The organism is Chlorobaculum tepidum TLS (assembly GCF_000006985.1).
GTDB classification, from domain to species: Bacteria; Bacteroidota; Chlorobiia; order Chlorobiales; family Chlorobiaceae; genus Chlorobaculum; species Chlorobaculum tepidum.
The window spans coordinates 1,458,264-1,482,412 of the sequence record NC_002932.3 but is presented as its reverse complement, the minus strand read 5'-3'; the positions used below and the strand labels follow the sequence as shown (position 1 = coordinate 1,482,412).

Sequence of the window (24,149 nt, the reverse complement as noted above, 5' to 3'; positions counted from 1 at the left end):
GTCGCAATGGCGTTCCGGGGTTGGAAGAAGCTGCCGATCCGTATCGAGACGGGCGAAATGGTCGAGGCGATTGCTCCGGTGATCGTTTCGGCCAGCCGTGCCACAGACATTCCGGCGTTTCACGCCGAATGGTTTATGACGCGGCTCCGTGCCGGTTACGTGCAGTGGTGTAATCCCTTCAACGCCCGGCAGACGCAATACGTCTCGTTCCGTAAAACGCGAGCTGTGATTTTCTGGAGCAAGAACCCCGCTCCGCTGCTACCGCACCTCTCCGAGCTCGATGCCATTGGCATCAACTACTCCTTCCAGTTTACCCTGAACGACTACGAAGCGGAAGGTCTCGAACCGTACGTGCTGCCGCTCGCCAAACGGATCGAGACCTTCCGGCGGCTTGCTTCGCACATCGGCCCCGAGCGCGTCGTTTGGCGTTTCGATCCGCTCGTGCTGACCGGTCGACTCACTGCCGACATGCTGCTGGAGAGGATCGGGCGTCTTGCCGAAGCGTTGGGCGGCCAGACCCGCAAGCTCGTCATCAGCTTTGCCGACATTGAGTGCTACCGGGCGGTGCGTCTTCGTCTGTCACGCATGGGCGCAGGCGCTCGCGAGTTCGCGCCGGAGGAGATGGACGAGTTCGCCGCCCGGCTGGTCGAGCGCAACAAGGATTGGGGACTCGAACTCTCCGCCTGCGCAGAGGATAGCGAACTGGCGGGGATTGCAAAAAGTAGGTGTATCGATGGCCATGTGCTGGCGAGCTGCTTTGGCGACGACGCTGAACTGATGGAATTTCTTGGCGGCAGCACCCTTTTTCCGGGTGATGCGCCAGTCAGCGTTGCGCTGAAGCATCAAGGGCAGCGCAAAGCCTGCGGCTGCATCGTGAGCAAGGATATCGGCGTGTATGGCACTTGCCAGCATGGTTGCCGTTACTGTTATGCGTGCCGATAGCCGTAGTATTGTATTGGGGTGGGATGGCGTAAAAGCAAACCGGGGTGTTCATTGCACCCCGGTGGTTCGATTCGTATGGTGTCTGTCAGGTGTCAGCTCACTTCCGATGCGAGTTCTGACAGGTAGGTCTTGATCGACTTGTGCTTGTCCAGACCGAGTTTTCGGTGCATCCGGTAGCGGATGCTCTCCATGCCTCTCGTCGAAATGCCGATTGAGCGCGCGATCTCCCGCGTGTCGTAGTTGAGCTTGACCATCAGGCTTACCCTGAGTTCACGCTGGTTGAGGTTTGGGTGCTTTTTCTGAAGCTTGGAGAGGAACGCCGAGTCGCCGGCGGTGAGCTCGGTTTTGAGGCGTTTTTCGTTCAGTTCGGTCTCGATCATACTGTGGCACTGCTCGAGAATTTTCTGCTTGGCCGCCGATTCGATGTTGAGACTCTTGATCTGGTCGCAGATCAGGTGCAGGGAGGAGGTCTTTTCGCCGATAGCAGTGGAAATTCTTGTCAGCTCCATCTCCTGAGCGGCGATTCTGGATTTCAGGGCATTTTTTTCCTGCTCGAATCGCTGGATCTCCTTTTTGCCAAGCTCGATCTGGGCATTGAGCTGGATGATTTTCTGACTCAGCTTTTGCTCGTTTTCTGCCTTGAGCTGGCGCATCTCCTTTTCATGGAGTTCTTCTTTAGCTTTCAGATCCTCTTGCATGTGATCGATAGCCTTGAAGTAGGGGTAGAAGGGACTATCGGTGGGTGGAAGGAATATTTTCTGGTTGAGCATGTTGAGCCACGACATTCTGGCGATAGTCGCGAGAAATTCATTTTTCATCGAGATTTCCTCATCGACATCCTGATCCTCCAGCTTCTCGGGAGCTTTGCCTGACCGGTACTCCAGGAGGGTGGTCATCGCATCGCGATAGTCTTCCCTGAGCAGCACGGTCATCGTGTTGGGCGCCATTGCAGCGAAGGTTTCGATGATGATTCTGCACGACTCGTCGATGTTGTAAAAAACGACTACGGCAAAATCGAGACCCGAGCGGTAGACGATGTCGTTAATGCCCTGCTTGTACTGGAATGATATGTTACTGATGTTGTTCATGTCCCACAGGAGGTAGAGCGGTGAGTCCTTGATTCCACTCTCTTCGAGCACATCGTGAACCAGTTCGGTGCTCATGGAGTTCAGCGTTACCGGATGATCCGACTCGACATAGTGGTGAAAAATGTTGTCACCGATAAGCTCAAGGCGTTTGACATAATCGGCGCCGGCCGGGATTGATTTCCAGTTGTGTTTTGAGGTAACCGGAAGATTGGAAACTGGGCAGGTTTGCATGGGTGCTATCAACTATTACGTTATTAAAGGCACCTGTCATGAAGTATAATCATACGGTTATGATGCAGGTGTTACACATATTATACGACTTTTTCTCCCATTATTCCCAATAATTACGGAGGGTCAAGTAATATGCATGGCGAGTTTTTTTGTTGAATCGATATCGTGTTTAACGTATCGTTCTGACAGGGTTCTGAGGAGGGGATACTTTTTTTGCCGTGAGCATTCGCCAGCATTCATGCATGTTTCGGCTTGGTAACGGGAAATGCATGAATGCAGCGCTTCACTTGGCGACTCAGAGCGATTCGGTGGCCAGGTTCGTAAGATAGGTCTTGAGGGAGTTGTGTTTGTCGAGACCGATTTTCTTGTGCAGCCGGTACCGGATGCTTTCGATGCCCCTGGTCGACAGGCCGAGCGACCTGGCGATGTCGCGTGAGTGATAGTCCAGCTTGATCATCAGGCTGATTCTGAGCTCTCTCTGATTGAGATTCGGGTGCTTTTTCTGGAGTTTGGAGAGGAAGACGGAGTCGGTTTCAGTAAGTTCGGTATTGATCATCGCGGCCTGGTCGCTGGTTTCGAAGAGCGTGGCGCATTGGGCTGAAATCTTCTCCATGGTTGCCGGATCGATGTTGATCTTCTCGATCATTTCGCACAACGTGCGCAGAGCCGCGTTTTTTTCGGCATTTGCCGTTGAAATTCTGGTGGCTTCGATCTCCAGTGCGGCAATTCTGGAAAGCAGTGCAGACTCCTCTGCCTTGAACCGCTGCTCGCTCCTTTTGCATACCTCGATCTGCTCGTCGAGCAACGAATTCTTGCTGGCAAGAAGTACCCGGCATTCTTGTTCTATCCTTTCGATGCTCTGCTGATGCTCCTCTTCCAGAGCTTGCAGGTCGCGGCGCATTATGTCGAGAATTTCAAAATAGGGATATGATGCATGATTTTCAGGAGGGAATATTTCCAGCTGGCTGAACTGCCTGAGCATGAGTATTCTCGACACTTCGGCAAGGAACGCATTTCTAAAAGCCTTGTCTGACCCGTCATCGGGTTTGGTACTGGAAACATTGCCTGATTTGAAATCGAGAATCGAGGTTACCGCCTCTTTGTATGATTCGCGGAGCATGACCGGCAGCTTCTCTGTTGCCAGGCTTTGCAACATTTCAAGCTGAAGCCTGACGGATGGCTTGATATTATAAAGCACAATAAGCCGGAGGTCGGACTCCTGGGCGGTGACCAGGTTCGTGAACTCTCTTTTGTATGAGAATTTGAGGTCGATGATGGGCTCACAATCGATCATAATAAACACCGGCTTGCCGGTGAGGTTTTCCTCGCCAATCAGTGATGTGAAATCGGCGGAATACAGATGATCCGGAATGATACCCTGGCTGGCCAGTTCCTGCACATGAATGATATCATTGCCGATCAGGCTGTATTTTCTGGTATAGTTGCCCTGGCGATTTTCGAAGCTCCAATGTTCTTTTTCGGTAACCGAAAGTCCTGAAACTGGGCATTGGGTCATGGTGAGGGACTTTAGGAATTGAGGAGATGAAAATTACAGGATACCATGCAAACTACTTAAATATCCGATATTGTATGGTCTTAAAAAACTGTTTACGTGATAATATGTTACGTTATAACCTCAATTTTGCATGGGTTTGCCGTCCTGTTTCAATCAAATTTTAAGCCATGCCGGTAAGAATACTTTTTGTCTGTTACGAAAATATCTGCCGTTCTCCGATGGCAGAGGGCGCTTTCGGACACGTCGCATCGCTGCTCGGGGCCGGTGGTTTTTTTGAAGTCGAATCTGCCGGAACGGTGTGCTACCAGTCGGGCTCTTCACCTGACCACCGCGCTGTTCGGGCGGCGGAGCGTTACGGTATCGATATCTCTTCGATCCGTGCGCGTTGTATTCACGACCTCGATCTCGGAAGCTTTGACCGGATTTTCGTTATGGATGCAGAAAATCATCGTGACGTGCTCGACGCGCTTGACGGTCTGCCGGTGACAGTACACATGATGACCGATTTCGCTTTGTCTGATGCGGGCGTGGAAATCGAAGACCCTTATTACGGCAGCGAAGAGGGCTTCGAGCGGACCATGGAGCGACTGCTGCACAGTGCTACGGGAATTTTGTCAGCCTTGCGGGAGGCATATGAACTGCCCATCGTCGACAGAGAGGCAGGGGTGTTTTTGCAACACAGTGGGACGGGCGATGGGCGATAGCTTTACCTTCATTTTCAACCCTGCTGCCGACAAGGGGCGCGCCGCCGACAAGACCGCGCTCATCGAGCGCTCGCTCGCACACTTCGAGGTGGCTTCGCTCGAAACGACCCGCTTTGCTGGGCATGCCGCCGAGATCGCCCGCGCCGCCGCCGGGGAGGGCTCGACGCTCATCGCCTGCGGTGGCGACGGCACGCTCAACGAGGTGGTCAACGCTGTAGCGGGCCAGCCGGTGAAGGTCGGTGTTCTTCCCGTGGGATCGGCCAACGACTTTCTCAAGACCTTCAACCCCTCGGCAAAAGAGCACGAGGTGCGCATCCGCGGTTTTGCCGGAGCCACGAGCCGCAAGGTCGATCTCGGCAAGGTCGAGTTTGGCGGGGGAGAGTCGCGCTACTTCGTCAACTCCATCGGCATCGGCTTCACCGGGCGGATCGCCAGCACGGTCAAGTCGGTGAAGTGGCTGCGCGGCGAGCTGTCGTACGCTTGGGCACTGGTGAGCGTGCTTTTGGGTTATAGTGCAGTAAAAATGCATATTACGCTTGATACCGTAGAGGGGAAGATTGAGCTCGACGAGCCGGTGTTCGCCTTTTCGGTTTCCAACGGCAGGGTCGAGGGCGGCAAGTTCCGCATTGCGCCGGAGGCCGATCCGTTCGACGGGCTGCTCGACGTGTGTATTCTGAAAGCCGTTTCGAAATGGCGCGTGCCTGGATATGTGCTCAAATATCTGAAGGGTAGCCAGATTCACGATCCAAACGTCATCTACTGCAAGGCCAGGTCGGTCGAGGTGTTCCTCTCCGTAAGCGAGGCCATGCACATGGATGGCGAGGTGATCGAGAAGGTTGGCGGCGCAATCGCCATCACCGCCGAGCCGCTCGCGGTCGAGATGCTTTACGAGCCATAACGAAAATCGATTCCCATGCAGGTCATCATTGTTGAAGACGAAAAAACGCTCCGCTTCTCGCCGCTCGCCGACCTGAAGCCGGTGTACGATCTCGTGACCGGTTGCTTTTCGCTCCGTCAGCGTTTCGTCGAGGCCCTCGGCGCTCGGCAGAAGTTGACCTGGCACTTGCGCCGCCATATCGCGCCGTGGTTCGCGGAGGCCAATCCCGGCTCGGTGGTCAACCGTGTTCTGGAGGATGAGGTGCTGCTCGTCAACGGGCGACTCATCTGCGATGCGGCGGTGACGCAGTTCATCGACGCGCGCAAAATTGCGCCGGGCGAGGCGCTCATTCAGAACGGCAATCTTTTGTTTTGCCGCACCACGGCGGAGCCGCTTCATGTTTTGGAAACGGTGTTTCCGGATACCATCGATGGCATGGTGCTGGCCGGTGCGTTCTCGTGCGTCGAAGTTTCCGGGTTCCGTTTGATCGAGAATCTCTGGGATCCCGTGGCGATGCATCCGGCGATGATGCGCGAGGACGGCGCGGCTCTGGCGCTCGGGCGGATCGAGGGCGAGGTGCACCCGTCGGCGATTCTGGTCAATCCGTCCGCGATCACCGTCGAGAAAGGCGCGGAGGTCAAGGCTGGCGCGGTGCTCGATGCAAGCGACGGCTTTATCTATATCGGCGCGGGTGCGGTGGTAGAGCCGGTGGCGCTGCTGATGGAGAACGTGTACATTGCGCCGGGTGCGAGGGTGAAGAGCGGCGCGCGGATTTACAGCAACGTCTGCATCGGCGGCGGCGCGAAGGCGGGCGGCGAGATCGAGGATTCGATCATGGAGCCGTTTTCGAACAAGCAGCACGACGGTTTCCTCGGCCACTCCTACATTTCGAGTTGGTGCAACCTTGGCGCGGGCACCGACACCTCCGACCTCAAGAACAACTACAGCCCGGTGAGCATCGAGACCGCGCACGGGAAAATGGCCACCGGCCAGCAGTTTCTCGGCCTCTTGATGGGCGAGCACTCGAAATGCTCCATCGGCACCCGCTTCAACACCGGCACGGTGGTCGGCATCTCGTCGAACATCTTCGGCAACGGAATGCCCGCGAAATACGTCCCCTCATTTAGCTGGGGCGACGGCAATCCCGGCACGGCACGGTACGAAGCCGACAAAGCCGTCGAGACTGCGAGAAAGGTGATGGCGCGCCGCAAGGTTGAGATGAGTGCCGCGTATGAGGCGATGTTCAGAGCGGTGGCGGGGGAGTAGGAGTAACTTTGCTTCCATCTTATAACTCTTGCTGGCATTTTTTGCCTTATTTCGATTAAATTATCTCAAGTTTCCCCTTAGTCAATCCGTAGCCCCCAACACTTATCTGTCTTAGCCCCCTAACCTTCATCACAACAACATATTTGAGTTTCGAGCTTAAACGGCGCTCGCTATATTATGCCTTGAAGTCTGCCAGCGGAGCCGACGAATATCGATGCAGCGGGTTTTGGGAAAAATTCTTTTAAGTCTTTGAAAATTAGTGTTTTACGCGCTTTCATGATTCTTGTTATAGACAATTACGACTCGTTTACGTACAACCTTGTCCAGTACATCGGCGAACTTGGGGCTGAGGTCGCGGTGTACCGGAACGACGAACTGACCGTCGAGCAGGCGCTGGCGCTTGAGCCGGAGAAGATCGTCATCTCTCCGGGGCCGGGTACGCCTGCGGATGCCGGAATCTCCATTCCGCTCATCAACGTCGTCAAGGGCAACATTCCGCTCTTCGGCGTCTGCCTCGGCCATCAGGCCATCGGCGAAGCGCTCGGCGGCAAGGTCGTTCGCGCCGGGCAGATCATGCACGGCAAGACCTCGCAGATTTATCACGACGGCAAAGGGGTGTTCCGCGGCCTTCCCAATCCCTTTACGGCGACCCGCTACCACTCGCTCGTCGTGGAGCGCGAAAGCCTGCCAGCAGAGCTTGAAATCACGGCATGGACTGAAGACGGCGTCATCATGGGTCTCCAGTCCAGCGAACTTGGCCTGTACGGCGTGCAGTTCCATCCCGAATCGATCATGACCTCGGTCGGCCACGACCTCATCAGGAACTTCCTTGAACTCTGAGCGCAGCATGGCAGACCAGGAGTGCAAAAAACCGGGCTGGGCCGTTCCGCCGCCGAAGCCCTTCTCTTCCGAAGAGATTTCGCTCCTGCCGGGCAGCGAGTTCATGGCCGATGGCTGGCGCGTATTCAAGATCATGGCGGAGTTTGTCAACGGCTTCGAGACCATGTCGCGCATCGGCCCGGCGGTCACGGTGTTCGGCTCGACGCGGGTCAAAGAGGGAGACGCCGAGTACCAGCTTGGCGAAACGATGGGCAAGCTGCTCGCCGAAACCGGATTCGCCGTTATCACCGGCGGCGGCCCCGGCGCAATGGAGGCGGCCAACAAAGGGGCGCAGAGCAAAGGCGGCGCGTCGGTCGGCTTCAACATCAAACTGCCCAACCAGCAGCGCCCGAACCGCTACATCGATTACGACAAACTCGTCACCTTCGAGTACTTTTTCATCCGCAAGGTGATGTTCCTCAAATACTCGCAGGCATTCATCGTGCTGCCGGGCGGCTTTGGCACGCTCGACGAGCTGTCCGAAGCGATCACTCTCATCCAGACCGGCAAGAGCCAGAAATTTCCGGTGATCATGATGGTGGCTGACTACTGGGGCGACTTCTACGGCTGGATCAAAAAACGGATGCTCGACGAGCACGGCTTCATCAGAGAGTCAGACCTCGACTTCATCTTCATCGAGGACGATCCTGCCAAGGTTATCGAAATCATCCTCAGCTTCTATCCCGAAGGGTACAGGATCAATTTTTAGTCTGGCGTCCCTTATTCCTTAAGACTCCGCATTACATCCCATTTTTTCCGATTTTTTTAACGGGGTAAAGATTTTTGGCGCTGCGTTTTTTTATCAATGCGATGAATTGTTTATCCTGTTCCTTTATTTACGATTGTTATCCGCAGCCCATTCAGTCAGTGCCTGCCGTTCGCGTTCGGTCATTTTAATTTTTGGAAATCCTGGAATCTCGCCGTGTGCCGATAGGCCCTTCGATCTGGCGAGGCTGGAGGTCGCTCTTTTGATGTTACGGCGGCCATCATCCGGTAGCGCGTCGAAGTTTGAAAAGTCTATTGCTTTGCGGGCTTGCCGGACTTTTGCGGTAACGTACCACGAGAGCGGCGCGATATAGGCGCTTTGTGGCCACCGGGTCCGGGAGGAGTGGCAGTCAAAGCAGTGTGCTTCGAGCTGGGCAAGGACGCTGGCAGGAATGCCCAGGATCGGTTTCGACGGGTGTTCGACACGATCCAGCGGGATAAACTGGATCAGAATCGATGCGATGATGATCCAGCCAGCGACGATACTGGTCTTGTTATTCATTTTGTTCGTAGCCATACAAAAATCTGAGAGTTACGGAGTGGTAACAAGGTTAACGGAATTTGTAATACATTACGGCATACAGGTGTTTCTTGCCGGGCCGGGTTTGGATTTGCCCCGTAACCGGTTCGCACTTTTCATCAACCCCATTAAGAAAACAAGAAAACAAGTTATCGATGATATTTCCATGTGAAAAAGCTGTGTGGTATTATCTGCCACAAATCAGGGCGGATATTGCTAAAGAGCTGGTTAAAACGGGCATGACCCAGTCCAGTGCCGCCAAAATGCTGGGTGTCACGCCAGCGGCGGTCTCACAGTACCTGCACAAAAAGCGTGGTGGACAGACTATAAAATCGCGCCTTTACAAGCAGGAGATTCGCAACGCCGTGGACAAGCTTCGTGATGGCGCGGCGGAACCGGAGTTGTACTCCATTGTTTGCAACTGTTGTCAGATATTGAAGAACGATGATAAGGAGATTGGTGGTAGCAGTTATGGTGATAAAACAGCAGGTTAAGTTGTATGTCAGGAAGCAGCAAAACAGTAAAAACCGGTTCAGCGCCAGCCGGTTTCAGGGACGCGGCGCTTTTCACTTTTGTTGCGATTCTGGCCGGATTCGGCATTGAGCTGCTCACCTCGGGCGGCGGGATTAATGTTCCGGGCTGGCCGTTCAACCTTGTTTTTCTGCTTCTTTTCGGAGCAGTGATTTTTACGGTTGGACTTATGTTCAGGGAGCATCCGGTGGTTTCGTGGCTTGGCGGCATTCCGCTCGGGCTGAGCCTGATCGTCGGCCTCGCGCTGCTTTCGCTGGTTGGCGGCGTCTTGCCGCAGGACAAGTATCCGCCCGATTCGATCGTGGCGCTTCTGCGGCTGAACGGAATGTTTTCGAGCTGGCCTTTCGCCTTTGTCACCCTTTTGTTTCTGTTCAATCTCGGCCTTTCTCTGGTCTGGAAGACCATTCCGTTCAGAGTGGCCAACCTCCAGTTCATGCTCTTTCACGGAGGATTCTGGCTTGCGCTCTCCTGCGGCCTGCTTGGCACGGCGCAGCTGGAACGCCTGGTGGTGCCGCTGTATGAGGGCAAGGAGAGCGATGTGGCTTACAATCGTGAATCCGAGACGGCGATTCATCTTCCCTTTTCCATCTACCTGAAAGATTTTCAGATCGACGAGTATACACCTCAGTTCGCCTTGTACGATCCGCAGAAAGACCAGGTTATCGAGCCGAAATCGAAACTCATGCCCGAGCTTCGCAAGGGGGTGAAGGCCGAGTGGGCGGGGATCGGTTCGGTGACGGTGCTCGACTATCTGCCCGACGCGCTGCCCGATGCAAACGGCACGCCGGTACCGGTGGAGGGCAAGAAAGGGGTGCCTTTCGCCAAGGTGAGAATCGATGAAAACGGCAAGATTTCGGAGCAATGGATCAGCTCGGGCGGGCCACAGCTCAAGCCGCGCTTCGTTCCAATGGGCAACGCTTTCATCGTGATGGCCGACGGCGCACCCAAGGCGTTCCGCTCGGATGTGACGCTGATTGGCGCGGGGGGCGAGCGCAAGGCGGGGACGCTCGAAGTGAACAAGCCGGTCGATTTTCACGGCTGGAAACTCTATCAGGTCGGTTACGACGAAAAGGCCGGGCGCTGGTCAACCCTGAGCCTGGTCGAGGCGGTCAGGGACCCTTGGCTGCCGGCGGTCTATCTTGGATTCTTCATGATTATGGCTGGCAACGTTTTGTATTTCTGGAAAGGCTTTAAAAAGATGGAGGAGGCATGACCCTGGTAGAATTTCCGGCAATAACCTTCGCGGCGGTTGTGTGCTGGGCGGTAGGGAGCCTCTTGCAGATTCCGGCGAAAAACTCCAAAGTGTCAGGCCCTCTCTCCTGGCTTTTCCTGTTCTCAGGAACGTTGGTTCTCGTATGGTTTCTTGCCTCTTACTGGATAGCTCTCGATCGCCCGCCCCTTCGCACGCTCGGTGAAACGAGGCTCTGGTATGCGACGCTCATTCCCGTTGTCGGTTTCCTGGTCGAGTACCGCTACAAGATTGGCTGGCTCAAGTACTACTGCATGGGGTTGGCAACGGTGTTTCTCGGTATCAACTACATGCACCCCGACGTCTTCGAGAAGGCCCTTATGCCTGCGTTGCAGAGCCCGTGGTTCGTGCCGCACGTGGTGGTGTATCTGGTAGGCTATGTGCTGCTGGCGGCCTCGGCGGTCTCCGGCTGGCACAACGTTTTTCTCAACTTCCGTGGCAAGCGTTCTGCAAAGGGGGAGTCGATGGCTCATTATCTCGCCCTGCTTGGATTTGTGTTGCTCACCTTCGGGCTGATTTTCGGCGCACTCTGGGCCAAGGAGGCGTGGGGGCACTACTGGACCTGGGATCCGAAGGAGACGTGGGCTTTCATTTCGTGGCTGGCGTACCTTGGCTACCTGCACTTGGTGGCCTGCAAGACCGACCCGCGCAAGCTCCAGTGGTACCTCGGGCTAGCGTTTTTCGTGCTGCTGGTCTGCTGGTTCGGCGTGAACTACCTCCCCTCGGCGCAGAACAGCGTGCACACCTACTCGGGCGCAAGCTGAGGCGGGGAATAGCAAAGGACTTAAAGGACATTAGGGACTGAAGGGGCAATGAGGATTTTCTGATCTTCTTTGTCCCTTTTGTCGTTTTCGTACTTGAAAGTTCCCTTTTTCTACAACTCCACGATCAGATGCGCTTCGGTCGAGTAGCCCTGGAGCACCTTGGCCAGTTCGCCAATCAGCGACGGGCCGTACTTGTTGAGGTAGTGGAAGATGTTGATGCTTCGTTCCTGTGGTTTGCCATCCGGGAACAGGTTCAGCTCTGCCTTGTCGAGCTGCTGTAAAAGCTCGTCGTGCTTCCGCCGACCTGCGCGGTACGTTTTCTCCTTTATGGTGCCGATGATTTTCGTGATCTGGCCTGACGAGGCGGACAGCGCTGCCTGCAAGGTCGGATCCATCTTGACGAGCGCCGGTTCCAGCGTCGAGAGCGACCGGGTGACCTCCGATTCCACCTGCTCGAACAGGGCGTCGAGCTTCTGACTGTCGCCGCCTGAAACCATCGATTTTCGCAGCTCCTGCACATCTTCGAATACCGCTTCGTACACCTGCCTTCGCGAAAAGCTCGGCCTTCCAGTCGCCTTGAGCACCTTGTCCATCGTGCGGGCGATCTTCGGCTCGACGAGCGTGAAGCTGCCGCGCGGAATCACGAAGGGCATCGAGAGGCCGAAGTGCTCGTACGCCTTGCGGAACTGCGCCAGATAGCTGATTTCGCCGGGGCCACCGATGTAGGCGAAGGTTGGCAGCACGGCGTCCTGCACGATCGGGCGGAGGATGACGTTCGGGCTGAATTTTTCGGGATGATCCTGGCAGATTTCAAGCAACTGGTGGCGCGTGTAACGCTGCCGGTCAGGCACGATGAGAAAGTTGTCGGGCGAGGGCTGCTCGATCTTCAGGCGCTGGCCGAGCTGGTTGAGGTAGAAGAGGTTGACTGCGCGCGGCTTGGTCTGCGCCGGGTAACCCATCGATTCGAGGATCGAGCTTTGCGCCACCACGTCGTACGACGAGGCGGGCGCGGTTTCGACCTCTCGGCAGAGTACCTCGACCGCCAGTTGCTTGAAGCGCGTGTCCTGCGCCGAAAGCAGGATCAGCGGGTGTTCCCTGAAGAGCCGGTTCATCGTGCGGGCAAAGGCGATCTCGAAGGTGACGCCCGGTTCGTAGCAGGATTCGAGTATTTCCGCGATCTCCGGCTTGAACTCCGTGTCGGGCAAGAGGTCAAGGAACTCCTGCACCGTTGCGCCGATGCTCGCGCCGAGCTGTGTGGCTCCAGCCATCTGGTCGGGGAGGCGATGCGCGGCTTCCGCTGTGATCTGTTCGAGGCCTCCGCCGGAGAAGAGTACGGTCGATGACGCTTCGTCGAAATCGTGATCTTCGCTTTCGATCCAGAACACCGGCACGAAGTCATACTCCGGGAACAGCTCCTTCTGCTTGCGGGCGAGCACCACGGCGGTCAGCGCCTTGTAAATCGTGTAGAGCGGGCCGGTGAAGAGTCCGGTCTGCTGGCCGGTGACGATGGCCATGCAGCGCGGCGAGCGCAGCTTTTCGATTTCTCGCTGCTGGCGCTCCGAGCCGTCGAACCGTTCGTTCTGCTCCGTCAGCAGCTCCACGAGCGCTTCCCGGCGGAAGTTGCGCGACGCCAAAAAACCGAGGTGGCGGTAGTAGTCGCCGTCCTTGCGGTAGTCGAGATGGAAGCAGTCTGCAAGCAGTTTCGTTCGTGCCTCGCTTTCGGAGCTGTAATCGCAGAAAAGCTTCGAAAAGCCCTTTTTTGGTGTCCGGATGCGCTGGTAGTCGATAAGGAAAGTGTTCACACGCTTACTTCTTGATGGTGTTCTGGAGGCCCCAGGTTTCGAGTTCGCTTCTGAAGCGATGATCGGTCATGTCACAGGTGATGGGTGTGACAGCCACATAGTTGTGCCGCACAGCGTATTCGTCCTCCGCGAGATCATTGTCGTGCAACTGGAGCGAGCCGGCGAGCCAGTAGTAGGGGTTGCCGTACATGTCGTGCCGCTCGATGGTTGACTCCTCCCATCGCGATCGCCCCTGCCGCGTGAACAGGATGCCGCGAATCTCTTTTTCGGGCACGTTGGGAATGTTGGCCGACAGGATGGTGTCGGGTGGCATTCCGCGCCGGAGTACCTCGCGAGCCAGTTGCCGGGCGAATTTGGCTGCGTAGGTGAAGTCGGCGTTTTCGTAGGTGGTCAGCGAAAAGGCAAGTGATGGCACATTCTGGATCGCGCCCTCGCGGGCGGCGGCAACCGTTCCGGAATAGAGGCTGTTCATGGCGGTGTTGCTGCCATAGTTGATGCCCGAAACGATGAGGTCAGGTTTCGCGTCGAGGATGTGGCTCAGCGCCACCTTGATGCAGTCTACGGGCGTGCCGGAGACGGTATAGCCAAAAAAACGGTTGTTTTTCTGGTACCTCCTGATGCGTAGCGGTTCGCCAAGGGTCATGCCGTGGCTTTTGCCGCTTTGAGGTTCGGCGGGTGCGACCACCGTCACGGAGCCGAGCTTTTTCATCGAGGCAGCCAGCGCGTGCAGGCCAAGGCCTTCGATACCGTCGTCATTACAGACAAGAATGTGCGGTTTCTGCGGTTTTGTCGTCAAAAGATGTCGATGTATGGTTTCAGATGTTCTCAGAAGTCATGGCCGAGGCTGAAGTAAAACACGGTATCGGTAAAGTCGATCCTGGCTGAATCATTGACGTCGTCGCGTTCAAATGCGAACGGCTTGGCGACGGTGAACTGCGCCGGGCCGATTGGCGTATCCCAGACCAGCCCGGCACCTACTCCCTGGATCAGCTTGCTGATCGACATCTGCTTGCGCTTCTCCCACACATTGCCGATGTTATACGACAGGGTCAAAGAGGTCGGAAAAAGAAGTTGCATCGGGACTTTGTAGCGGAGCATGGCCCCGGCAACGGCGATGTTGTTGCCGATCAGGTCGCTGTCCTTCAATCCAATAAAGCGGTAGCTGTAGGCGTTTCCCGTTCCGCCGAGGAAGAACTTCTCCGAAAGCGGAACCTCCTCGCTGCTGGTTCCGGCAAGGGCCGTCAGCTGGAGCGTGGTGGCTGAACTGATCGAGAAGTTCTCCTCATGCAATGCCGAGAATTGCCAGAAGCTGTCCGCATTGTTGAGGAGAGCGGAGGTCGATGTGTACCGGATATTTGTATATCGTCCGCCCGAAGGTAGGAACGAGCTGTCACGATTGTCGAAGGTGAACTGACCACCGATGGAGGCCAGGTTGACGTTTCCGGTGGCGAATGGCTCATCGATGTTGTCCCTGATATAGGACTGAGCGTTTTGCACGGTAAAGTCCGCCGTCAGACGGCCGTTTTTCCCGATTCGGGTGCCGAACGAGGTCGTGATGCCGTAACGCTGGATGCCGAGCGAGCGCGGCTCTCCGGTGGCCTGCAAGCCTGATTGCCCGATGAGCGCCAGCTGGCGTGTTTCGAAGTCGCGCTGGTCGAAAAACGCTCTGGTGAACATCGTCAGAGGCGTGCTTCCGATGCGCGGCATACTGAATTCGAGGTTGAAGCGATTGTTCTTCTGCCCGATTTTGGCCCACACTCCGGCAGAGTTTCCGGTGCCGTAAAGGTTCTCGTTGCGGAAATCGAGCAGGAGCTGCGCGTTCGAGGTTTCATCGTAGCGCACGCCGATGCGCAGCACGGTCGGCAGCTTCTCGTCGAGCTTGATCCGCAGGGTGCTGTTTGGGTTGTCGCTTTGCTCGTCCGGATTTTCGGTGCTCAGCGAGACCCGGTTGAACACGCCCGTGCCGTAAAGGTTGCTGATCGTTTTTTCAGCTTCGGCGTAGCGGAACGCCTTTGTGGTGTCAACGGCCAGCTCCCGGCGAACGGTCAGCGGTTTGGTGAGCTTTCTGTCTTGCTCGATTTTCACGTTTTCAATTCTGCCCGATGTGAGCCGGATCGTGAGCGTCTCGCCGGAGACTGAGGCCCTTTCGATGCCTACGAGGCTGTACCCTTTATCGCGGTAGAGCCGGATCAGCTTTTCAAGCGAGCCGGTCGCGATCTCGCTGGTGTAGAGCTTGCCGGTTATCGGCAGGAATGTGTCGCTTATCTCCTTTTCCGGAATGGCGTTGGCTGGGCCGCCCGTCACCTCGATTTTTTCGATTCTCGGCAACGGTTCGAGCACAAACGTCACGCTTCTCGACCGGCGGTCGAGGCGGGCGTGCACGCGCGTGAACAGGCCGGTCTGGAGCAGCTCGTCGAGAATTTTCCTGATGCGGTTGTCGCTGCGCACGATGGCCCTTGCCGTCCGTGCCTGCTCGATGTACCCGGCGGAGTTCGGAATGCCCTCGATGCTTTTGCTGAATCCGGCAATGTCGATGTCGTGTCGCGGGGCGAGCTGGATGTTCCGCTTGATGATCGGAGCGAGCAGGCGGCCCTTGGCGTACCCGGCGGCGATCAACTCGCGAATGTCTGAAAAGTCGGTCGCCTTGTGGTTGCTGATGTCGGGGGTGATGACCATATCGGCCTTTTCGAGCTGCTGCGGGTACTGGATCTGCGTCAGAATGGTCATCGCCTGGTCGGCGGCTTTCCACGGCACGTCGATGTCGCTGCTGTCGGTGTACATTCTGCCATGCGTGTCCACGGCCACCTTGTAGCCTGCATCGAAATGATCCAGCTCATCGACGGGGAGGTTGGCCACCAGCCCTCCGTCGGCCAGCTTCTGGCCGTTCCGTTTGATTGGCAGATTGAGGATCGGAATGGTGCTGCTGGCGCGCATCGCCTCAGAGAGCGGTCCCGAGGTGAGCGTCACCCGTTGGCCCGACAACAGGTCGGTAGAGACCGCCCGGAACCCGACAGGCAGGTCGGAAAACGAGTGAGCGGTGTGATAGGGGGCGTTCAGTATAAGCAGGTCGATGGTTCGGGTGAGCGTTTGAGACGCGCTCAACGATTTTGGCACGACCAGCTTGAATTTTTCGAACCGGATGGCGATGGAAGCCCGGTCCCGGATGCTTTTCTGCTCAAGATAGGTGTTGGTTCTGGGCGCTTCGTTATCGAGGGAAACCAGCTTCTGCCAAGGGAGAGAGTGGGCCAGCGATTCAAGTTCCGACGCGCTGTAGCCCGAGCTGTACAACCCGCCGATCAGCGCGCCCATGCTGGTTCCGGCGATGAAGTCGATGGGCACATTCTCCTCCTCCAGCGCCTTGAGCACGCCGATCTGGGCGATGCTGTTCGCTCCGCCTCCCGACAGGGCCAGCCCGACGGTTTTGCGCAGCGGACGCATGGCTGGAAGAATTTCGTAACGGTGATTTGGTGTCGCGAGCGTGTCGGGCCAGACGATGATCACGGCAGCCCGCGCTTCAGGCAGCGGCAGCATGGCGACAACGGCAATCAGGAGCAGGAGAGCCAGCTGTATAACCGTTCGTAAAAATGAGAGATGCAGAAGCTGCTGTCGTTTGCGGTTCACAAGGGACTCCGGGCACAGCCTGTTTTTTGGGAAATCGTGTCGAGTTTATATCTTGAATTTCAATGTAAAATCTTTAGAGATAATAATAAAAATGGTCTGGTTCAAACGGGCGATTCCTTCGATACGAACAAAGGACAAGCGAGATACTCCGGAAGGGCTGTGGTCGAAATGCGATTCGTGCGGCGCTGCGCTGCACAAGAAACAGCTTGAAGATCACCTCTATACCTGTCCGCATTGCGGTTTTCATTTCCGCATATCGCCAGACCTTTATTTTTCCTTTCTGTTCGATGACGGGAAGTGGGAGGAGTTCGACGCGCAGCTCAGGGCTGCCGATCCGCTCAAGTTCGTCGATACCAAGCCTTACCCTGAGCGCGTTCGCTCCACGATGCAGAAATCGGGCAAAAGCGAGGCATGCCGGAACGCTACCGGCAAGCTCGGTGGCTCCGACGCGGTTATTTCGGGCATGGATTTCGGCTTCATCGGCGGCTCAATGGGTTCAGTGGTCGGTGAGAAGATCGCCCGCGCCGCCGACAAGAGCGTGGAGCTGAACGCGCCGCTCATCGTGATTTCGCAGTCTGGCGGCGCGCGCATGATGGAGGGGGCCTTTAGTCTTATGCAGATGGCCAAGACCTCGGCGCGGCTGACGCGCCTCGGCGAGCGCGGTATTCCGTTCATCTCGCTCATGACCGATCCGACGATGGGCGGCATCAGCGCTTCTTTCGCCATGCTCGGAGACCTGAACATCAGCGAGCCGAAAGCGCTTATTGGCTTTGCCGGGCCGCGCGTCATCCGCGATACCATCAAACGCGATCTCCCCGAAGGCTTCCAGCGAGCCGAGTTTCTGCAGAAGCACGGTTTCGTTGACACTATCGTTCACCGCAAGGATTTGCGCGCGCAGCTCATCAAGCTGCTTGGGCATATGAAGTAAGGGGAAAACAGAGATACTTTCCAGGTCGAATTGGAGGGAAAAAGGGAAAAGAATTTCTTTTCCCTTTTTTCATTCAACATCCGTACTTCCACCCTAGCGCTTTGCTTGTCACCGGGAACTGCTCCACAAAAATTGCCTGCACAGCTTTGGCAATGTCGCGGTGCTCTTTCTGGGTAGCGGGGTCGGTGCGGACTTCGAGGTAGTGGATCCAGCTTCTGATCGAGCCTTTCATGTAGAGCCGGGTCTGGGTGGCGAGCGGGAGCAGGACGCGGGCGCACTCCTTGGCGATACCTTTCTCCAGCGCCTCTTCATAGCTCTCGAAGGCGAGCTGCGCGATTTTCTCCTGCGCCTCGTCAAACCACTTTACGGTCGCTTCGTCGAGATCATCCAGTGAGTTCTGCCTGTTTTTTACATCCTGACGCCTTGGCTTGTACTTTTCAGTTGTCTGCGCCTTGGCGTAGCGCTGTGAAAATTCCTGGAAACAGAAGCTGCGATGGCGCAGAATCTGCGGGGAGATGGCGCGGGAGGTGGTGATTTCCACCGTCATGTCAACCATCTCGAAGACGCTCCAGTGCTTGTTCTGGATGCAGTACGAGAGCAGCTTTTCATAATCCGGTGTTTCCTGGTGCGGGCTCGATACGCGAGCGCAGTAGGCCATGAGTCCTTCCGGCGTGAGCTGGCGGTTGTCGATTTCGATGAGCGGGTTGGTGACGGAGATGAGGCGTACCTGCATGGTTATCTGACGGTCTTGAATGGTGGTATGAAGCGTTCAATATACCAAAAGGCGGAGCGGCGATGGAGGCGCTATCATGATAATTTATGGAAAGCGGAACCGGATTTCTTGAAATCTTGTTCCGTCTCTGTATTTTAGGTGTTTATTGCACCACTCTGCGGAATTTGAGCGTATATTTCGCCGGGCAACAACAAAAAAGTTCAGGCACATGGCAAATATCAATTTCGGTTTCGACCATCACGCAAAAAAACTCTACTCCGGAGCGATTGAAAACAGCATCAACAGCCAGCTCGTGCCGATGGTCATCGAGACCTCGGGACGCGGCGAGCGTGCGTTCGATATCTTTTCCCGTCTGCTCAGGGAGCGCATCATTTTTCTCGGCTCTCCCATCGACGAGCATGTGGCCGGTCTGATCATTGCGCAGCTCATCTTCCTCGAATCGGAAGACCCGGAGCGCGACATCTACATCTACATCAACTCACCCGGCGGCAGCGTTTCGGCAGGGCTCGGCATCTACGATACGATGCAGTACATCCGCCCGGATATTTCGACGGTGTGCGTCGGCATGGCAGCCAGCATGGGCGCGTTCCTGCTCGCCAGCGGCACCTCGGGCAAGCGGGCTTCGCTTCCGCACTCGCGCATCATGATCCACCAGCCTTCGGGCGGCGCACAGGGCCAGGAGACCGACATCCTCATTCAGGCCCGCGAGATAGAAAAGATCCGCCACCTGCTCGAAGATCTGCTTGCAAAGCATACCGGTCAGGAGGTATCGAGAATCCGCGAAGATTCCGAGCGTGACCGCTGGATGAGCGCCGTAGAGGCGAAGGAGTACGGCTTGATCGACCAGATTTTCGAGAAACGTCCGGCTCCTAAAAGTGAGGAGTGACGCAGGCCGGGCAGATCGGGAAATAACGATTTTCAGACGCCTCCTCACAGGGGGGCGTCTGTAATTTTCAACCTTGCTTTGAATCAGACTCATGAGTGACCATTCTGCGCAGAATCTCGAGAAAACCTATAACCACCACGAAGTTGAAGAGCGCTGGCGAAGCGCGCACTGGGAGGCGATCGGCACGTTCCATGCCGAACACTCGCGAGTGCTCAAAGAGGGCGCAACGCCCTACACGGTGCTGATGCCGCCGCCGAATGTGACTGGCAGCTTGACGCTGGGCCACGTGCTGAACCACACGCTTCAGGACATCTTCATCCGCTACGCCCGCATGATGGGCAAGGAGGCGCTGTGGCTGCCCGGCACCGATCATGCAGGCATCGCAACACAGACGGTGGTGGAGAAGAAGCTGCGCAAGGAGGGGGTGACGCGTCACGATCTCGGACGCCGCGACTTTCTCGACAAGGTGTGGGAGTGGCGCGAGGAGTACGGCGGCCTGATTCTGCGCCAGCTCCGTAAGCTTGGAATCTCCTGCGACTGGCGGCGCAACCTCTTTACTATGGACGAGCGCGCCTCGGAGGCGGTTATCAACACCTTCGTCGCACTCTACCGCGAGGGGCTGATCTACCGTGGCCGCCGCATCATCAACTGGTGCCCGGTTTCGCAGACGGCGCTGTCGGACGAAGAGGTCATCATGAAGTCGCGGCGTGACAAGCTGGTCTATATCAGCTACCCGCTCGCCAAAGATCCGACGCGCTCGATTACCATTGCCACGGTGCGTCCGGAGACGATTCTGGCTGACGTGGCCATCGCGGTTAATCCGAACGACGAGCGCTATGCCGACCTGATCGGCGAGCTGGTCATCGTGCCGATTGCCGGACGCCACGTGCCAGTCATCGCCGATGATTACGTCGATATCGAGTTCGGTACCGGCGCGCTGAAGATCACGCCGGCGCACGACCCGAACGATTACGAGGTGGCTAAACGCCACAACCTTCCGGTCTTCTCGGTGATTGGCAAGGACGCCCGCATGACCGACGAGTGCGGCTACGCAGGCATGGATCGCTTCGATGCGCGAGACAAGATCGTCGCTGATCTGGCGGAGCTGGGTTATCTGGTCAAATTGGAGGAGTACGAGCACAACGTGGGCTACTCCGAGCGCGCTGACGTGGTGGTCGAGCCGTACCTCTCCGAGCAGTGGTTTGTCAAAATGCAGCCGCTCGCCGAACCGGCGCTGAAGGTGGTCAACGACGGTGAAATCCGCTTCCACCCGGAGCACTGGATCAACACCTACCGCCACTGGATGGAGAACATCCAGGACTGGTGCATTTCGCGCCAGCTCTGGTGGGGCCACCGTATTCCGGCCTGGTACGACGACAAGGGCAACGTCTGGGTCGCGTCGTCCTACGAAGAGGCGTGCCACCTGGCGGGCACCGACAAGCTTTCGCAGGACGAGGATGTGCTCGACACCTGGTTCTCGTCGTGGCTTTGGCCGCTGACCACGCTCGGCTGGACAGGCCCGCACAGCGACAATGATGATCTCCGGGCTTTCTACCCGACCGACACCTTGGTGACCGGCCCGGACATCATCTTCTTCTGGGTTGCCCGCATGATTATGGCCGGGCTGCACTTCAAGGGCGACGTCCCGTTCCGCGACGTCTATTTTACCAGCATCATCCGCGACATGAAAGGGCGCAAGCTCTCCAAATCGCTCGGCAACTCGCCCGACCCGCTCAAGGTGATCGACACCTACGGCACCGACGCCCTGCGCTTCACCATCGTCTATATCGCGCCGCTCGGCCAGGATGTGCTCTTCGGCGAGGAGAAGTGCGAGCTTGGCCGCAACTTCGCCACCAAAATCTGGAACGCCTCGCGCTTCGTCTTCATGCAGCGCGAAAAGCTCTTCGCCACCCGAGAGGAGTTCGTCGAAGCGTTCGCGAACTTCACGCCTCAACGCGAGCTGATGTCATCTGCTGGACGTTGGCTCATGTCCCGCTACAATGCGATGCTCGAACGGTACCACCAGGCGATGGCGAACTTCAAGGTGAACGACATGGTGAAGATCGTGCACGAGTTCTTCTGGGGTGACTACTGCGACTGGTACGTCGAGGCGCTCAAGAGCGAGCTGACGGGCGACATCACCGAGGAGCGCGGACGCCACGCGGTCTGCCTCGCAGTTTCCGTGCTCGAAGGCGTGCTTAAGGCGCTGCATCCGGTGATGCCGTTCATCACCGACGAAATCTGGCATGCTATCGCGCCGCGCAGCGCCGAAGAGACTATCGCCACCGAGGCAATGCCGCAGCCCGATGCGTCGTGGAGGGGTGAAGATGCCGCTGCGTTTGACCTGGTGCGCAATATGGTGTCGGAAATCCGCAGCCTCCGCTCGGCCTTCAACGTGCCGCACGACCTGCGCGCGCAGGCTGTCATCAGGGCCTCGTCGCCTGCCGCGCTTGTTGCGCTTCAGACCGGACGGGCCATCTTTCCAGCCATGACAAAATGCGAAGTCGAGCTTGGCGAAAGCGTTGAAAGGCCTGCTCACTCGGCGGCTTCGGTGGTGGATGGTAATGAACTTTTTATCAAGCTGGAAGGGTTGATTTCGTTCGAAAAGGAAAAACAACGTCTGGAGAAAGAGATCACGAAGGTCACTGCCTACATTGAATCGTTGGAGAAAAAGCTTTCAAACGAAAAGTTTGTGTCAAACGCTCCAGCCGATGTGGTGGCGAAGGAGAAAGAAAAACTCGAAGAGTCGCGCTCAATGGTGTTGAAGCTGCAAGGGAACCTCGAAGTTCTCTCGTAATGGCTCAGTATTATTTTTTTTTAAGTTTTTAAGCGTAAAAAAATCCGAATTTTTTTCAGATATTCCAAGTTTGATTTCATCTGTCCGGAATCCTGTGCTGTTGCTGACATGCTCCGGTTTGCAGGGTGTAACAGTAGGACATTATCCGTGATAGTGTCAGGAAGTTCGAACAAGGATTAATTCATGAGGCAATTGAAAATCAGTAAACAGATTACAAACAGGGAGAGTCTCTCCCTTGATCGTTACCTTCAGGAGATTGGCAAGTACGATCTGTTGACCGCTGAAGACGAGGTGAAGCTCACGAGGGCCATCAAGGAAGGTTACGACATGCCGGTTGATACCGTCGAGTACAAACGTGCCAAGCGTGCGCTCGACAAGCTGATCAAGGGTAACCTGCGCTTCGTGGTTTCGGTGGCCAAGCAGTATCAGAACCAGGGGCTGACTCTCGGCGACCTCATCAACGAGGGCAACCTCGGCCTGATCAAGGCGGCCAAGCGTTTCGACGAAACCCGAGGTTTCAAGTTTATCTCCTACGCCGTGTGGTGGATTCGCCAGTCGATCCTCCAGGCGCTCGCCGAGCAGTCGAGGATTGTGCGCCTGCCACTCAACCGCGTCGGCACGCTGAACAAGATCAGCAAGGCGTACAGCCAGCTGGAGCAGGAGTACGAGCGCGACCCCAACACCAAGGAGCTGGCCGACCTGCTCGACATGGACTCGCAGGACGTGGCCGATACCCTCAAGATCGCCGGACGCCACGTCTCGGTCGATGCGCCCTTTGCGCAGGGTGACGACAACCGCCTGCTCGACGTGTTGCAGAACGACGGCCACATGCCGGATTACACCCTGAACCGCGACTCGCTCAGCCTCGAAGTCGAGCGTTCGCTTTCGGTGCTCGCGCCGAGAGAGGCTGACGTCATCCGCTCCTACTTCGGCATTGGCATGGACAATCCGCTCACCCTGGAAGAGATCGGTGAAAAGTTCAAGCTTACTCGCGAGCGAGTCCGCCAGATCAAGGAAAAAGCGATCCGCCGTCTCCGCCAGTCCGCCTACAACAAGGTGCTCAAGGAGTACATTGGCAGCTGAGATTCAGTGAAGACATAAAGATTCATCAAAGCCGGCAGCTGTTTCGCCGGCTTTGGTGTTTTATGGGGTAAAGTGAAGAATTGATAGTTGACAGTTGACAATGGATAGTTGAGGGAATTGGAAGGACGCATGGTGGGCGCTTTTTCCCAAACTGTCCCTACAGATTAACCCTTACGCAATTCCACCTCATCTCCCCCGCCAACCCTTAACTCCGCACTTGCGCTCCCGTTCCGGATCGCAATCTCGATCATCCCGCTGCTGCCAATGTAGGCGAGTGGTTTGCCCTGCTCGACTTCGCCGTAGGTTCGGAGGATTGGCAGCGGTTCGGCGTTTCCTGCCTTGACCGTCCAGTCCTCTCCATCCGAAAGCATTGATGCTTCAAACGAGGTGATGAGGTTGCCGAAGTGGTCGGTTGCAATCACCTCTCCGGTCCAGACTTTGCCGTTATCGCACGGTTTGTTTTGCCATAGCTCGATTCTTGTGCAGTTCGCGACGTCAATCGCCGAACCGAAGGCGTTCAAAGGTACTCCGGTGGCGAGGTGGGCGGCGGCAGGGGAGAAGAGGTCGCGGCCGTGGAAAGTGGCGCTCGGATTCGCGAGCTGGTAGGCGGGGTTCGTCAGCTCGTGGCATTTTGCGTCCGCCCAGCGTTCGAAGACCGGCGTGAGGAGACCGTTGTCGGGCGCGATGAAGCGGTATGGCCCGGCTTCGACGCCGATGGCGCGGCGGGCGGTGCCGACGCCGGGATCGACGACGCAGACGAAGATCGTTTCAGCGGGAAAGTAGCTAATGGAACGGTCGAGGTGGAAGGCCGCCTGCCGGACGTTCTGGGCGCTGATGGCGTGCGTGAGGTCAATGACTTGCGCTTCGCGGCAGATTGTGGCGATCACCCCTTTCATGACGCCGACGAAGGCGTCTTCGAGGCCGAAATCGGTCAGGAACGCTATGAGCGGCGGCTGGAACATGGGCG

21 protein-coding genes are annotated in these 24,149 nt (G+C 56.7%); 13 read left to right on the top strand and 8 right to left on the bottom strand.

Annotated features, from left to right (window positions below; all coding sequences use genetic code 11):
* Positions 1-6: 6 nt before the first annotated feature.
* A complete protein-coding gene (locus tag AYT24_RS07105; RefSeq protein ID WP_010933236.1) occupies positions 7-942 on the top strand; it encodes a DUF1848 domain-containing protein in 936 nt (311 codons plus the stop codon).
* A gap of 92 nt (positions 943-1,034) precedes the next feature.
* Here AYT24_RS07105 and AYT24_RS07100 read toward each other — a convergent pair whose 3' ends face one another.
* A complete protein-coding gene (locus AYT24_RS07100; RefSeq protein WP_164927053.1) occupies positions 1,035-2,261 on the bottom strand; it encodes a transcriptional regulator in 1,227 nt (408 codons plus the stop codon).
* 295 nt (positions 2,262-2,556) lie between these two features.
* Positions 2,557-3,777, bottom strand: coding sequence for a helix-turn-helix transcriptional regulator (locus AYT24_RS07095; RefSeq protein ID WP_010933233.1), 1,221 nt, complete (start codon positions 3,775-3,777; stop codon positions 2,557-2,559).
* Between the two features lie 167 nt (positions 3,778-3,944).
* On the opposite strand from AYT24_RS07095, the gene AYT24_RS07090 reads away from it, so the two are divergent.
* The 5 genes from AYT24_RS07090 (at position 3,945) to AYT24_RS07070 (ending at position 8,212) form a co-directional block, all read left to right on the top strand.
* On the top strand, positions 3,945-4,481 hold the full coding sequence (locus tag AYT24_RS07090; protein WP_010933232.1) for a low molecular weight protein-tyrosine-phosphatase: 537 nt from the start codon (positions 3,945-3,947) through the stop codon (positions 4,479-4,481).
* Positions 4,471-5,379: a diacylglycerol/lipid kinase family protein gene (locus AYT24_RS07085; protein ID WP_164927052.1), complete on the top strand. Its 909-nt coding sequence runs from the start codon at positions 4,471-4,473 to the stop codon at positions 5,377-5,379. Before AYT24_RS07090 ends, AYT24_RS07085 begins: the two co-directional genes overlap by 11 nt.
* A 15-nt stretch (positions 5,380-5,394) precedes the next feature.
* The gene (locus tag AYT24_RS07080; protein ID WP_010933230.1) at positions 5,395-6,624 is read left to right on the top strand and encodes a GlmU family protein; all 1,230 of its coding nucleotides are present in this window, start codon (positions 5,395-5,397) and stop codon (positions 6,622-6,624) included.
* Positions 6,625-6,900: 276 nt separating this feature from the next.
* Positions 6,901-7,464, top strand: coding sequence for an aminodeoxychorismate/anthranilate synthase component II (locus tag AYT24_RS07075; RefSeq protein WP_010933229.1), 564 nt, complete (start codon positions 6,901-6,903; stop codon positions 7,462-7,464).
* A 7-nt stretch (positions 7,465-7,471) separates the two neighbouring features.
* Positions 7,472-8,212: a TIGR00730 family Rossman fold protein gene (locus AYT24_RS07070; RefSeq protein ID WP_164927051.1), complete on the top strand. Its 741-nt coding sequence runs from the start codon at positions 7,472-7,474 to the stop codon at positions 8,210-8,212.
* A gap of 123 nt (positions 8,213-8,335) precedes the next feature.
* On the opposite strand, the gene AYT24_RS07065 is transcribed toward AYT24_RS07070, so the two are convergent.
* The gene (locus AYT24_RS07065) at positions 8,336-8,770 is read right to left on the bottom strand and encodes a heme-binding domain-containing protein (protein ID WP_010933227.1); all 435 of its coding nucleotides are present in this window, start codon (positions 8,768-8,770) and stop codon (positions 8,336-8,338) included.
* A 173-nt stretch (positions 8,771-8,943) separates the two neighbouring features.
* Here AYT24_RS07065 and AYT24_RS07060 point away from each other — a divergent pair, with 173 nt between their 5' ends.
* From AYT24_RS07060 to AYT24_RS07050, 3 genes are read left to right on the top strand one after another with little or no spacing between them, the layout of a single operon-like run.
* Positions 8,944-9,282 carry a transcriptional regulator gene (locus AYT24_RS07060; protein ID WP_010933225.1) on the top strand — a complete coding sequence of 113 codons (339 nt, stop codon included), beginning with the start codon at positions 8,944-8,946 and terminating at the stop codon, positions 9,280-9,282.
* Positions 9,283-9,287: 5 nt separating this feature from the next.
* The gene (locus tag AYT24_RS07055) at positions 9,288-10,532 is read left to right on the top strand and encodes a cytochrome c biogenesis protein ResB (RefSeq protein ID WP_010933224.1); all 1,245 of its coding nucleotides are present in this window, start codon (positions 9,288-9,290) and stop codon (positions 10,530-10,532) included.
* Positions 10,529-11,332, top strand: a complete 804-nt coding sequence (locus AYT24_RS07050; RefSeq protein ID WP_010933223.1) for a cytochrome c biogenesis protein — start codon at positions 10,529-10,531, stop codon at positions 11,330-11,332. Before AYT24_RS07055 ends, AYT24_RS07050 begins: the two co-directional genes overlap by 4 nt.
* A 110-nt stretch (positions 11,333-11,442) precedes the next feature.
* On the opposite strand, the gene bshC is transcribed toward AYT24_RS07050, so the two are convergent.
* Genes bshC through AYT24_RS07035 form a run of 3 tightly spaced genes read right to left on the bottom strand, consistent with a single transcriptional unit; the run spans position 11,443 to position 16,572 of the window.
* Entirely contained in the window at positions 11,443-13,134 is a 1,692-nt protein-coding gene (gene bshC / locus AYT24_RS07045; protein WP_010933222.1) for a bacillithiol biosynthesis cysteine-adding enzyme BshC, read from the bottom strand.
* A gap of 4 nt (positions 13,135-13,138) precedes the next feature.
* The gene (surE, locus tag AYT24_RS07040) at positions 13,139-13,930 is read right to left on the bottom strand and encodes a 5'/3'-nucleotidase SurE (RefSeq protein WP_010933221.1); all 792 of its coding nucleotides are present in this window, start codon (positions 13,928-13,930) and stop codon (positions 13,139-13,141) included.
* A 29-nt stretch (positions 13,931-13,959) separates the two neighbouring features.
* Positions 13,960-16,572 (bottom strand): BamA/TamA family outer membrane protein, encoded by a 2,613-nt coding sequence (locus tag AYT24_RS07035; protein ID WP_010933220.1) that lies wholly within the window; start codon positions 16,570-16,572, stop codon positions 13,960-13,962.
* Between the two features lie 274 nt (positions 16,573-16,846).
* On the opposite strand from AYT24_RS07035, the gene accD reads away from it, so the two are divergent.
* Positions 16,847-17,683: an acetyl-CoA carboxylase, carboxyltransferase subunit beta gene (accD, locus tag AYT24_RS07030; protein WP_010933219.1), complete on the top strand. Its 837-nt coding sequence runs from the start codon at positions 16,847-16,849 to the stop codon at positions 17,681-17,683.
* 73 nt (positions 17,684-17,756) lie between these two features.
* Here accD and thyX read toward each other — a convergent pair whose 3' ends face one another.
* A complete protein-coding gene (gene thyX, locus AYT24_RS07025) occupies positions 17,757-18,416 on the bottom strand; it encodes an FAD-dependent thymidylate synthase (RefSeq protein WP_010933218.1) in 660 nt (219 codons plus the stop codon).
* Between the two features lie 208 nt (positions 18,417-18,624).
* Between thyX and clpP the strand changes: the two genes are divergently transcribed.
* The 3 genes from clpP to AYT24_RS07010 all read left to right on the top strand — a co-directional run bounded on the left by clpP (position 18,625) and on the right by AYT24_RS07010 (position 23,182).
* A complete protein-coding gene (gene clpP / locus AYT24_RS07020) occupies positions 18,625-19,302 on the top strand; it encodes an ATP-dependent Clp endopeptidase proteolytic subunit ClpP (RefSeq protein ID WP_010933217.1) in 678 nt (225 codons plus the stop codon).
* Between the two features lie 91 nt (positions 19,303-19,393).
* Positions 19,394-22,099 (top strand): valine--tRNA ligase, encoded by a 2,706-nt coding sequence (locus AYT24_RS07015; protein WP_010933216.1) that lies wholly within the window; start codon positions 19,394-19,396, stop codon positions 22,097-22,099.
* Between the two features lie 183 nt (positions 22,100-22,282).
* A complete protein-coding gene (locus tag AYT24_RS07010; RefSeq protein WP_164927049.1) occupies positions 22,283-23,182 on the top strand; it encodes a sigma-70 family RNA polymerase sigma factor in 900 nt (299 codons plus the stop codon).
* A gap of 164 nt (positions 23,183-23,346) precedes the next feature.
* On the opposite strand, the gene AYT24_RS07005 is transcribed toward AYT24_RS07010, so the two are convergent.
* Positions 23,347-24,144 (bottom strand): SAM hydrolase/SAM-dependent halogenase family protein, encoded by a 798-nt coding sequence (locus AYT24_RS07005; protein ID WP_010933215.1) that lies wholly within the window; start codon positions 24,142-24,144, stop codon positions 23,347-23,349.
* Positions 24,145-24,149: the final 5 nt, after the last annotated feature.

Excerpts from the sequence above, each read along its gene's own strand:
- AYT24_RS07105 (WP_010933236.1), top strand. The coding sequence starts at position 7 with ATGGCGTTCCGGGGTTGGAAGAAGCTGCCGATCCGTATCGAGACGGGC.
- AYT24_RS07100 (WP_164927053.1), bottom strand. The coding sequence starts at position 2,261 with ATGCAAACCTGCCCAGTTTCCAATCTTCCGGTTACCTCAAAACACAAC.
- AYT24_RS07095 (WP_010933233.1), bottom strand. The coding sequence starts at position 3,777 with ATGACCCAATGCCCAGTTTCAGGACTTTCGGTTACCGAAAAAGAACAT.
- AYT24_RS07090 (WP_010933232.1), top strand. The coding sequence starts at position 3,945 with ATGCCGGTAAGAATACTTTTTGTCTGTTACGAAAATATCTGCCGTTCT.
- AYT24_RS07085 (WP_164927052.1), top strand. The coding sequence starts at position 4,471 with ATGGGCGATAGCTTTACCTTCATTTTCAACCCTGCTGCCGACAAGGGG.
- AYT24_RS07080 (WP_010933230.1), top strand. The coding sequence starts at position 5,395 with ATGCAGGTCATCATTGTTGAAGACGAAAAAACGCTCCGCTTCTCGCCG.
- AYT24_RS07075 (WP_010933229.1), top strand. The coding sequence starts at position 6,901 with ATGATTCTTGTTATAGACAATTACGACTCGTTTACGTACAACCTTGTC.
- AYT24_RS07070 (WP_164927051.1), top strand. The coding sequence starts at position 7,472 with ATGGCAGACCAGGAGTGCAAAAAACCGGGCTGGGCCGTTCCGCCGCCG.
- AYT24_RS07065 (WP_010933227.1), bottom strand. The coding sequence starts at position 8,770 with ATGAATAACAAGACCAGTATCGTCGCTGGCTGGATCATCATCGCATCG.
- AYT24_RS07060 (WP_010933225.1), top strand. The coding sequence starts at position 8,944 with ATGATATTTCCATGTGAAAAAGCTGTGTGGTATTATCTGCCACAAATC.
- AYT24_RS07055 (WP_010933224.1), top strand. The coding sequence starts at position 9,288 with ATGTCAGGAAGCAGCAAAACAGTAAAAACCGGTTCAGCGCCAGCCGGT.
- AYT24_RS07050 (WP_010933223.1), top strand. The coding sequence starts at position 10,529 with ATGACCCTGGTAGAATTTCCGGCAATAACCTTCGCGGCGGTTGTGTGC.
- AYT24_RS07035 (WP_010933220.1), bottom strand. The coding sequence starts at position 16,572 with ATGCGTCCGCTGCGCAAAACCGTCGGGCTGGCCCTGTCGGGAGGCGGA.
- accD (WP_010933219.1), top strand. The coding sequence starts at position 16,847 with ATGGTCTGGTTCAAACGGGCGATTCCTTCGATACGAACAAAGGACAAG.
- thyX (WP_010933218.1), bottom strand. The coding sequence starts at position 18,416 with ATGCAGGTACGCCTCATCTCCGTCACCAACCCGCTCATCGAAATCGAC.
- clpP (WP_010933217.1), top strand. The coding sequence starts at position 18,625 with ATGGCAAATATCAATTTCGGTTTCGACCATCACGCAAAAAAACTCTAC.
- AYT24_RS07015 (WP_010933216.1), top strand. The coding sequence starts at position 19,394 with ATGAGTGACCATTCTGCGCAGAATCTCGAGAAAACCTATAACCACCAC.
- AYT24_RS07010 (WP_164927049.1), top strand. The coding sequence starts at position 22,283 with ATGAGGCAATTGAAAATCAGTAAACAGATTACAAACAGGGAGAGTCTC.
- AYT24_RS07005 (WP_010933215.1), bottom strand. The coding sequence starts at position 24,144 with ATGTTCCAGCCGCCGCTCATAGCGTTCCTGACCGATTTCGGCCTCGAA.